We start from the raw sequence: 10,328 nt of genomic DNA, 5'->3' as shown, positions 1-10,328 counted from the left end.
CGGCGGCTGCGATGAGCGGAATCTGAAGGGGGAGTCGGCCTATCGCGATCGCCTTGTACACCGGAGGCTTGTGCCACCACATGCGGACCATGTTGATGTTGGCCGGATAGACCGCGACGAAGAGTGCGGCAGCCGATCCCGCGGCGAGTCGACGGGTCTGTGGCACAAGCAATCCGGCGCCGATGCCGACTTCGGCGACACCCGATGCGTAGGTCAGTGTGCGGGCGTCGGTGCCGAGCGCTCCGGCGATCTCGGGCGGCACGATCTCGTCGAAGGGTTTCGGTACGGCGAAGTGCAACGCGCCCATTCCGAGCAGCATGCCGCCGAGCACGCGCGCCAGACGGTTGGAGGGGACGTCTGGCGCCATGTCAGAACTCGATTCGCAGTCGGTCGGATGTGGGGTGGGCCTGACAACCCAGGATGTAGCCGTCCTCGATGTCTTCGGGGTCGAGCGCGCCGTCGTTGTCCATCTCGACGCTACCCTCCGTCAATGTGCAGGCGCACGAACCACATTCGCCCTCCTGACAGGAGTACGGGGCGTCGAGCCCGGCCTCGAGCATGATGTCGATGAGCGATCGGCTGCGCGGCCAGGTGAGTTCGTGTGTCTCACCGTCGAGCTCGACCTCGACGGTGGCCGCGGCGGCCTGTTCGTCGGCGGAGACCTCGGCGAGCTCATGGTCGGCGAAGGGGTCGCCAGCCAGTGAGTTGTACACCTCGGTATGGACGTCGTGGTGTGCGAAGCCGGCGGTGTCGAGGGCGCGGTGTACCGCATCCATGAAGGGGCCGGGACCACACATGTACGCGGTGTGCCCGACGTAGGGCGAGAAGATCTCGGCGAGCGCGGCGTCAGTGGGCAGACCCTTGTCGGTCTCGAGCCAGTGGACGACGGTCAGCCGATCTGTGTTGGCGCGGACGAGTTCGTCGATTTCTGTCGAGAAGATGACGTCTTCGACGCTGCGGTTGGCATAGAAGAAGACCACAGGGACGCTCGACGACGCGAGGGCGGTCTTGAGGATCGACATCACCGGCGTGACGCCGCTGCCCGCAGCGATCAGGAGTAGCGGGTCGTCGAGAGTGCGTGGAGTGAACACCCCCGACGGTGGGAGTACCTCGATCTGCGTGCCTGCGGCGAGGTTGTCGCACACCCAATTCGAGCCGTAGCCGTCGACGGTCCGCTTCACCGTCACCTTGGGTAGCGCGTCGGTCGCGGGCGAGGAGGCCAGCGAATAGCAACGCGCCACCGAGCCGGTCTGCTCGCTGGGGATGCGAAGTGTGAGGAACTGTCCGGGCTTGTAGTCGGTGAACGCGTCTTTGTGTTCATCGGGGATCTCGAACACGATCGAACGCGCATCGGCGGTCTCGTCGATCACGTCGGCCACGGTCAGGATCACACTGCGTGATCCGTGCGGGGTCAGTTCTGCCATCTCGCGGAGTCTCCTGCGTACTGTCGTTCTCGCAGCCGGGTTCGACCAAAACGAGAACCTGTTCTAGTTCAGCCTAGCGTAGCCGATCGGCCCAGGGTAACGGCTGGACTGTGGGCTTGTCGGGGCAGGACCGTCGGGGAGCGAAAGTCTGGCACGAACTAGGCGAGTGCCGTCCGCAGGAACTCGTCCCACGCCGCCCACTGGGCTGCGTTCATCTCGGTGTGGCTCCCGGTCCCGAGGACGGTCCGGTGGTCGACACCGTTGGCGACGAAGTCGGCTTCGAGCTTGGCATGCAGCGGCGACGGAACCGTGAGGTCGAGCGCGTTGAAGAGCAGCAGCGTCGGCCTGGTGTACCCCGACGTCGGCACCGACATGTACCTGTCGAGAGACGCGCGCAGCGCCGGCGAACCGAGTGGCTTCGCGAGCAGGCTCCCGAGCGCGGTTCCCGCTGGAACCGTCGGAGCCGGGCAGCCGGTGCCGACCTTGTCGACGAGGCTGCGTCCGTACGGCGACAGATAGCTGTTGACGTCGACGGCCGGGTCGGCGACGCGATTGCCCGCAAGGACGGCGAGCAGGTAGCCGTAGGCCTTCTCCAGCACGGCAGGTGCCGGCGGGACGTACGGACCGAGGAAGGCCATCACCTTCTCGACGTCCGATTCGGGGTCGACGGCGATGGCGCCGCGGAAATCGGTTGGCGCGCCGTACCGGCTCTGCATGTGCGCGGTGGCCAGCGCGGCCTGCCCACCCTGCGAGGGACCAGCTACCACCCACTTCTTGGCAAGACTTGGTTCGACGCTGCGTGCCGCGTGCAGGAGGTCGATGGTTGCCGCACCCTCGGAGTCGTTGTTCAGGTAGGGGTGCACGCCGGTGCGAAAGCGACCGAGGCCGACGTAGTCGGGCGCGACGACCGCGTAGCCGGACGCCAACAGCCGCGAGGTGAACCTGTCCGCCTTCGCGTCCGGCCCGCTCTGGCCGCCGCAGCCCGGTCCGTAACCGGAGGTGCCGTGGGTATAGGCGACGACGGGCCAGCCTCCGGCCGGCGCTTTGCCTGCGGGGAGTAGGAGACCGCCGCTCGCAGGCACCGGCTTGCCGTCCGCGCCGCGCGTCCAGTAGTCGATCGCGAGGCCGTGGGCGGCGCCGCGCCAACCGTCGGGCCGTGCTTGCGTGTCGATAACTGCTCCGGCGGTACCGGATTCGGTCGCGGCGGGTGCTGCAGCGGTGGGAGCTAGAGCAGGGGGAGCGGCGTCGGCGAGCGGGGCCGTCAACGCCAGGCTCAGCGTAGCGGCGGCCGCGGCGAGCGCCGCTCGGGTGGATACGGCGACTCTCACGACTGCGACCTCCGGAAGAACGGTGAATTGTTAGGCCAGCGCAGAATACGTCGACCGTGTCGCAGAAACGGGTGTTTCTGACAGATGCACGCGAAGCTTTGGTCGCGTCCGTCAGAAACACGCGTATTTGCGCAGGGTGTTGCTCAGTGCAGGGCGCCCAGGCCGTCGGCGAGAGTCGCGCAACCCGACACGATCAGCGCGGTCAGGTCTGAGTCGGGGTGTGCGAGCCACTGCTCGTACGCGGCGAGGGTGGTGCCCAGGCACATCCAGCCGATGGTCTGCGGCACGTGCTCTTCGACGTCGAGTCCCATTCTGCGCGCACAGAATTCGGCTACCACGCGACGCCACTCCGCGTACATCAGCATCGAGTATGCCTGCAGCGCAGGTACTCCAAGCAGAAGTGACATTCGACGACGATGGTGTTCGAGGTAGTCGTCGTCGACGGCGTTGAACGACACCAGGGCGTCGGTCAGGGCCGCGGCGATCGGGAGATCCGCGGGGATCGCGGCGAGCAGCGTGCGCATGTCGTCGAGATGTGCGTCGAAGTCGCCCCAACAGATCGCGTTCTTCGACGGGTAGTAGCGGAACAGTGTGCGCCTCGCGATGCCCGCGGCGTCGGCGATGTCGTCGACGCTGGTGTTCTCGAACCCCGACTCGGTGAACATGTCGATCGCGATGGTGCTGATCTCGTCGCGCGTCGTGATGGGCCTGCGCCCCGGTGTCGCTGCGCCTGTGCCGTCCGAGGTAACTGCGGCTCTGCCGCCCGAGGTCGCTGCTGCTGTGCCGCCCGGTGTCACTGCACGGATCGGCGTGGGGTCCGAAGGGTTCATCCTCACCTGTCCATCCGGATAGTTTTCGCTTTCAGGTGTTTTCCTGCACCCGGTGCCATTATAGTGTGGCGTGATCCACTTCACTTCACCAACACAAGGAGGTCTGGATCATGGCAGATCAGTCAGCCAAGTCTGCACAGGATGTTGCGGCAACCACCGGTGTTCCGGCGGATGTCGACGCCGAACTCGTGGGCGAGTCTCTCGTCGAAGAGGTGTCGATCGACGGGATGTGCGGGGTCTACTGATGTCCGCACCGACATCCCTTCCGGTCACCGGGGGTCGCGACGCGGCCACCGGTGATCCGGTACCGCACGCAGAGTCGGCGCCGGCGTCGCACGTGTTCGATTCGACGCAGGCTTGGCAGCTCAATCCGAAGGTCGCGCTGCGGCCCGAGCCGTTCGGTGCGCTGCTCTATCACTTCGGAACCCGCAAGCTCTCGTTCCTGAAGAACCTCGCGGTGGTCGGCGTAGTCGAGTCCCTGCGCGATCACGACAGCGCCGACGACGCGCTGCACGCCGCGGGTATCGACGGCGCTGCGCGACCGCTCTACCTCGAGGCCCTCGCCGCGCTCGCGTCGTCGGAAATGATCTGTCGCCGCTGACGTTTTGGCGATGAGCTTCCGGCGCTGATTTTTCGGGCGTGGCCTGAACCTCGGACCGTAGAAGACCAGCCCTCTTCGTGCCTGCTCGTCCACGCATGCTTCAAGGAGTCATGATGACCACACTCGAGTTGCCGCCCAGCGCAACTGAACTCGCTGCGACCTCCACGATCGCGACGTCGGCCCGTCCGCCGAAGGTCGGCAGGCTCGTCGACCAGTTCGAGAAGGGCCTCGACGCCCCGATCTGTCTCACCTGGGAACTCACCTACGCGTGCAACCTCGCGTGCGTGCACTGCCTCTCATCGTCGGGCAAACGCGATCCCCGCGAACTCTCCACCGAGCAGTGCAAAGCGATCATCGACGAGTTGCAGCGCATGCAGGTCTTCTACGTCAACATCGGCGGCGGCGAACCGACTGTGCGACCGGACTTCTGGGAGCTCGTCGACTACGCCACCAGTCATCAGGTGGGAGTCAAGTTCTCCACCAACGGTTTACGTATCGACAAGGCGGTCGCACAGCGGCTGGCAGCGTCGGACTACGTCGACGTGCAGATCTCGCTCGACGGTGCCACCGCAGAGGTCAACGACGCGGTCCGCGGACCGGGCTCTTTCGACATGGCGGTACGGGCGCTCGAGAATCTGTCCGACGCGGGTTTTCGCGACGCCAAGATCAGCGTCGTGATGACGCGGCAGAACGTCGCGCAACTCGACGAGTTCAAGGCGCTCGCCGATCGCTATGGCGCCACGCTGCGCATCACGCGGCTGCGTCCGTCGGGTCGTGGCGCCGACGTCTGGGATGACCTGCACCCGCTGCCATCTCAGCAGCGCGAGCTCTACGAATGGCTTGTGGCACATGGTGAGAACGTGCTCACCGGCGACTCGTTCTTCCATCTGTCGGCATTCGGATCAGGCAGCGGTGGGGGCTTGCCCGGCCTGAATCTGTGCGGCGCCGGACGCGTGGTCTGCCTGATCGATCCTGTCGGCGACGTCTACGCGTGTCCCTTCGCGATTCACGAGAACTTCCTCGCGGGCAACATCGTCTCCGATGGGGGGTTCAAGGAGATCTGGCAGAACTCCGACCTCTTCACCGAACTACGCGAGCCGCAGAACGCCGGCGCGTGCACGAAGTGCGCGCACTTCGATGCCTGCCGCGGCGGGTGCATGGCGGCCAAGTTCTTCACGGGTCTGCCGCTCGCGGGACCCGATCCCGAATGTGTGCAGGGTTTCGGTGAGGAATTGCTCGCCGGCGAGCGATCCAAACCCACTGCGAACAAAGATCATTCGCGTGGGACGCCCCTGACCCTGATGACTCGCAGGCCCGACGGCGACTTGACGCCGGTCGGCGGCCCGCCGTCGAAGAACTGCGACGAGAACCCGCTCGCGGGCTTCTCGCTGTAACAACCCAGCACGAGCACGCACCCCGCCCGGTCCGACACCGGGCTCATCCGAACGTGCCCGCGGCATGATGAAATAGGTAGGAACACAACCATGGTCAGCAATCCCTGGGCGCGCAACCCCTGGTTCGAGACGGTCCACGAGGCGCAGCGTCGAGCAAAAAAGCGCTTGCCGAAGTCGGTCTACTCGTCGTTGATAGCGGGAACGCAGGGTGGGCACACCACCCACGACAACGTCGCTGCGTTCGACGAGATCGAGTACACGCCACATGTCGTCGGCGCCCAACCCGATCGTGAGTTGGCTACCACCGTCATGGGCCAGGAACTCTCGTTCCCGGTGATGATCTCCCCGACGGGCGTGCAAGCCGTCGATCCCGACGGCGAGGTCGCGGTGGCCCGGGCAGCAGCGGCTCGTGGAACCGCAATGGGGTTGAGTAGCTTCGCATCTCACCCGATCGAAGAAGTCACAGCAGTCAACGACAAGATCTTCTTCCAGATCTACTGGCTCGGCAGCCGCGACGACATCCTCGCCCGCGCCATGCGTGCCAAGGAGGCCGGCGCGAAGGGCCTCATCGTCACCACCGACTGGGTGTTCAACATCGGTCGCGACTGGGGAAGCCCCGAGATCCCTGAGAAGGTCGACTTCAAGGCGCTGCTGCGGCTGGCACCGGAGATCGCGGTCAAGCCACGCTATGCACTCGACTGGATTCAGGACGGCAAGATCATCATCCCCGACCTGACCGCGCCGAACGTCTCCAAGGGCAAGGGACAGCCGGGACCGACGTTCTTCGGCGCCTACGGCGAGTGGATGAACACCCCGCCGCCCACCTGGGACGACCTGCAGTGGCTGCGCGAGCAGTGGGACGGACCGTTCATGGTCAAGGGCGTCACGAGGCTCGACGACGCCAAGCGCGCCGTCGACATCGGCGCCACGGCACTGTCGGTCTCCAACCACGGTGGTAACAACCTCGACGGCACTCCCGCCACGATTCGCCTTCTACCGGGAATCGCCGACGCCGTCGGAGACCAGATCGAGGTGCTGCTCGACGGAGGTATCCGACGCGGCAGCGACGTCGCCAAGGCCGTTGCCCTGGGCGCTCGCGCGGTGATGGTCGGCCGCGCCTACCTGTGGGGCCTTGCTGCCAACGGCCAGGCGGGCGTCGAGAACGTGCTCGACCTGCTGCGCATGGGACTCGACGGCGTCGTGATGGGATTGGGCCACAAGAGCGTTCACGAACTCTCGCGCGATGACCTGATCATCCAGCCGGGCTTCGAGCGATCGTTCGGCGACGCCTGACCCCGCACGCGGGCGCACCGTCGAGCGCACTTCTGTGCGCCGACGGTGCGTTGCGTCGAACGTGCGCTTGATACTGCCGACTGTGCGCCTGATTTTGCCGACTGTGCGCTCCGTCGCGTCGAGTGTGGGTGGGCCTCGAGAACGCTCAGACCTTGGAGTTGCCCATGTCGATCTGGAACTGGGCGCCGGTGACGGCGCGGGCCGACGGTGAGGTCAGGTAGAGCACGGCGTCGCTGATGTCGTCGGTGGAGGCGACCGGGAAGTGGTCCATCATCGAGATGAAATAGCGTGTGTACTCGCCCATTTCGAAGATCCGCATGGCGGAGGTGTCGGCGATGCCCATCGGGGTGTCGACCGCGTAGGGGTGCACAGAGTTGACGCGAACGTTCTTGGGCGCCAACTCTTTCGCGGTGGTCTGAGCCAGGCCGGTCAGTGCATACTTCGACGCGCTGTAGGCGGCTTGCATCGGCATGGCCTTGAGCCCCGCCACCGACGAGACGACCACGATCGATCGGTTGTCGGCGTCGTTGTCGAGCAGGGCCGGGATGGTGGCGCGCAAGGTCTTCCACGTGCCGGTGACGTTGACGTCGAGAACGTCGGCGAACTGTTGCTCCGGCAGTTCCCACGTGAAGCCCCACGACAGGATGCCTGCGTTGGCGACGACGTGGTCGAGTCGGCCGAACTGCTCGACGCCATCGGCGACCAGCTGCTCCTGAAAGGCGAGGTCGCGCGTATCACCCTGGCGGGCAAGGATTTTGCCGCCGACTTCCTCGACGAGACGCACGGTTTCGGCGAGGTCGGCCTCGGTCGACGGCGGATAGGTGATGTAGTCGGCGACGGTGTCGGCGATGTCGAGCCCGATGATCGACGCGCCCTCACGCGCGAAACGGATGGCGTGGTTACGACCCTGACCGCGCGCGATACCCGTGATGTAGACGACTGTGCCGTCGAACTGTCCCATGGGCAGAACAGTAACACGTTCTAGTTATTGCGCGCGGTCGGATCTGTCGAGCTCAGTCCGTCCACACAGCAGCGGCGTCGACGGACTCACGGTCGGGACCACGAGGCGTCGACGGCGCGGTGCGCGAGAACCGCGGAGCGACCTGCGCCTGACGGACACCGTCGATCTCCACGAGGTTGGCGCGCGCGGCCATATGGGGATCGTCGGGCGCCTCGGCGAACGTGAGCACCGGTGACACGCAGGCATCCGTTCCGTCGAAGACCTTCGCCCACTCGTCGCGAGTACGCGACGCGAACGTCTCGGTGAAGATCTGCCGCAGCTTCGGCCAGTTGGCGACATCGTTCTGCCCGGGCAGGTCGGCGTCGGTCAGTCCGAGGCCGCGGAGCATCTCCGCGTAGAACTGCGGCTCGATAGCGCCGACGGCCATGTACCTGCCGTCCGACGTCTCATAGACCTCGTAGTACGGCGCACCGGTGTCGAGCATGTTGGTGCCACGTTCGTCGCTCCACAAACCCGTGCCTCGAAAAGCCCAGATCATCTGTCCGAGAACGGAAGCGCCGTCGACCATCGCGGCGTCGACAACCTGCCCGCGACCCGACGACGCACGCTCGACAAGCGCCGCGAGTACACCCATCACCAAGAACATCGAACCGCCGCCGAAATCGCCGACGAGATTCATCGGCGGCACCGGACGCTCACCCTCCCGGCCGATGGCGTGCAACATTCCGGTCAGTGAGATGTAGTTGATGTCGTGGCCGGCCTGCGGCGCGCGCGGACCGTCCTGGCCCCAACCGGTCATGCGTCCGTAGACGAGTCGCTCATTGACCGACTCCAGATCCGACGGACCAAAGCCCAGTCGCTCCATGACGCCGGGACGGAAACCCTCGAGAAGAACGTCAGCTTTACCGATGAGCCGCAGGATCTCCTCCCGATCGGCCGGATCCTTGAGGTTGGCCTCGACGACGCGCCTGCCCCGCAGCAGCGCGTCGGCGTTGCGCGCCGGATCGGGTAGCTGACCGGGGCGCTGGATGCGGATCACGTCGGCTCCGAGGTCGGCCAACATCATCGCCGCGTGGGGGCCGGGACCGATACCCGCGAACTCGACAACCCGTACACCGTTCAGCGGACCACCTGTACCAACGCTTTTCGACGATGCGCCCGCGCTGGGCGTGCCTGCCGCGTCGGGCGTCGACGGTGCGTTCATGGATTTCCTCCCGGTCGAATTGGCGCGCCCACCGGTGTGGTGAGCGTCACGCCGTCGCCCCAGAATGCCATACCGAGCGATCGTTCGGCAGAGCCGGGGGCGATCGTTCGGCAGAGCGGGGGCGATCGTTCGGCCGTCGCGTGCGTCCACGGAACGCCTCGGCGCCGATTCCGCGGAAATAGGTACACAAAGTTTTCTGCGGCGGTTACTTCGCGCGCTGCACATCGGTAAAGTCGAGCAAATGACGCGTCCGGCGACTTTGAGTTCGTGCACTTGGCCGGAACTGGAGAATTCTGTGACGACGCTGCTGGTCGCGGTCGGATCACTCGAACAGCACGGGCCGCATCTACCGCTTGACACCGACACCCGCATCGCGAGTGCCGTGGTCGCGCGTGTTCACGCGACCCTCGACGACACGTCGACACTCATCGCACCGCCTCTCGGCTACGGAGCGAGCGGCGAGCACGAAGGCTTTCCGGGCACCATCTCCCTGGGCCATGACGCGCTGCGCAGCGTAGTCGTCGAGTACGGACGCAGCGCCTGCCGGTGGGCGCAGCGCATCGTCTTCGTCAACGGCCACGGTGGCAACGCGCAGACGCTGGTCGACGCGATCGGTCTGCTCCGCTACGAGGGCCGCGATGTCGCGTGGTATCCGTGCGCGTTCGATGGGGCCGATGCGCACGCCGGTACGACAGAAACATCAGTGCTGCTTCACCTTTCGCCCGAAGCTGTGCGTCGTGACAGCGTCGTCGTCGGTAATCGCGCACCCGTCGCGACGCTGCTACCGGCGATGCGTGACGGGGGTGTGGCCGCGGTCAGCGCCAACGGCGTGCTGGGCGATCCGACGACGGCATCGGCCGACGACGGCGCTGCGCACCTCGACCGGTTGGTGAGCCGACTCGGCGAGGCGATCCGGCAATGGGACGTCACCGAAAACGGGCGTCTGCGATGAACGCACCCACCGACGCACCTCCGTCGCCCGCGCCGAGCCGTGACCTGCCGAACGGCTTTCAGGTCCAAATCGACCTGCGATGCGCCCGGCACGGTGACCTGCGCTACCTCGTCGGAGGCTCGCCGACTCGGCTGATGAGACTGTCCGACGCCGCGCTCGGAATGACGTCGGTCGACGGTCGGATCGAAGTGTGCGACGGACCGACGCGAACACTGGCCCGCCGCCTCCTCGACGCGGGAATGGCCAATCCCCGCCCCATGCACGGACCGTCGACCGACGACGTCACGATCGTTGTTCCGGTGCGCGACAACCAATCCGGCGTCGACCGTCTCCTCAACTCC

At 65.9% G+C, this 10,328-nt stretch carries 10 protein-coding genes and 2 pseudogenes; 6 read left to right on the top strand and 6 right to left on the bottom strand.

Annotated features, from left to right (window positions below; genetic code table 11):
• The 4 genes from A5777_RS14365 to mftR all read right to left on the bottom strand — a co-directional run.
• On the bottom strand, positions 1-367 hold a 367-nt coding region (locus A5777_RS14365), incomplete at its 3' end, for a DoxX family protein (RefSeq protein WP_064863182.1).
• Position 368: 1 nt separating this feature from the next.
• Entirely contained in the window at positions 369-1,424 is a 1,056-nt protein-coding gene (locus A5777_RS14360) for a ferredoxin--NADP reductase (RefSeq protein WP_064863181.1), read from the bottom strand.
• Between the two features lie 158 nt (positions 1,425-1,582).
• A complete protein-coding gene (locus A5777_RS14355; protein WP_064863180.1) occupies positions 1,583-2,752 on the bottom strand; it encodes a lipase family protein in 1,170 nt (389 codons plus the stop codon).
• 143 nt (positions 2,753-2,895) lie between these two features.
• Positions 2,896-3,582, bottom strand: a complete 687-nt coding sequence (gene mftR / locus A5777_RS14350; RefSeq protein WP_231895070.1) for a mycofactocin system transcriptional regulator — start codon at positions 3,580-3,582, stop codon at positions 2,896-2,898.
• Positions 3,583-3,752: 170 nt separating this feature from the next.
• Here mftR and mftA point away from each other — a divergent pair.
• From mftA to mftD, 4 genes and pseudogenes are all read left to right on the top strand, one after another.
• Positions 3,753-3,827: pseudogene (mftA, locus tag A5777_RS25440) on the top strand (mycofactocin precursor MftA); the annotation flags it as partial.
• A complete protein-coding gene (gene mftB / locus A5777_RS14340) occupies positions 3,827-4,183 on the top strand; it encodes a mycofactocin biosynthesis chaperone MftB (RefSeq protein ID WP_064863179.1) in 357 nt (118 codons plus the stop codon). The pseudogene mftA and the gene mftB, both read left to right, overlap by 1 nt.
• Positions 4,184-4,296: 113 nt before the next feature.
• Complete coding sequence (gene mftC / locus A5777_RS14335; RefSeq protein ID WP_064863183.1) at positions 4,297-5,577, top strand: mycofactocin radical SAM maturase; 1,281 nt, start codon at positions 4,297-4,299, stop codon at positions 5,575-5,577.
• 90 nt (positions 5,578-5,667) lie between these two features.
• Positions 5,668-6,870, top strand: a complete 1,203-nt coding sequence (gene mftD / locus A5777_RS14330; protein ID WP_064863178.1) for a pre-mycofactocin synthase MftD — start codon at positions 5,668-5,670, stop codon at positions 6,868-6,870.
• 145 nt (positions 6,871-7,015) lie between these two features.
• On the opposite strand, the gene A5777_RS14325 is transcribed toward mftD, so the two are convergent.
• Both A5777_RS14325 and A5777_RS14320 read right to left on the bottom strand, forming a co-directional pair.
• Positions 7,016-7,831, bottom strand: coding sequence for a mycofactocin-coupled SDR family oxidoreductase (locus A5777_RS14325; protein WP_005203891.1), 816 nt, complete (start codon positions 7,829-7,831; stop codon positions 7,016-7,018).
• A gap of 52 nt (positions 7,832-7,883) precedes the next feature.
• A complete protein-coding gene (locus A5777_RS14320; RefSeq protein WP_064863177.1) occupies positions 7,884-9,035 on the bottom strand; it encodes a CaiB/BaiF CoA transferase family protein in 1,152 nt (383 codons plus the stop codon).
• A 241-nt stretch (positions 9,036-9,276) separates the two neighbouring features.
• Here A5777_RS14320 and mftE point away from each other — a divergent pair, with 241 nt between their 5' ends.
• Positions 9,277-9,987: a mycofactocin biosynthesis peptidyl-dipeptidase MftE gene (gene mftE, locus A5777_RS14315; protein WP_064863176.1), complete on the top strand. Its 711-nt coding sequence runs from the start codon at positions 9,277-9,279 to the stop codon at positions 9,985-9,987.
• Positions 9,984-10,328 (top strand): annotated as a pseudogene (locus A5777_RS14310) (mycofactocin biosynthesis glycosyltransferase MftF); the annotation flags it as partial. The gene mftE and the pseudogene A5777_RS14310, both read left to right, overlap by 4 nt.

Source organism: Gordonia sp. 852002-10350_SCH5691597, assembly GCF_001665715.1.
Classification (GTDB): domain Bacteria; phylum Actinomycetota; class Actinomycetes; order Mycobacteriales; family Mycobacteriaceae; genus Gordonia; species Gordonia sputi.
Note: the sequence above shows the minus strand (reverse complement) of the source record. Positions and strands in the feature narration are given on the sequence as shown.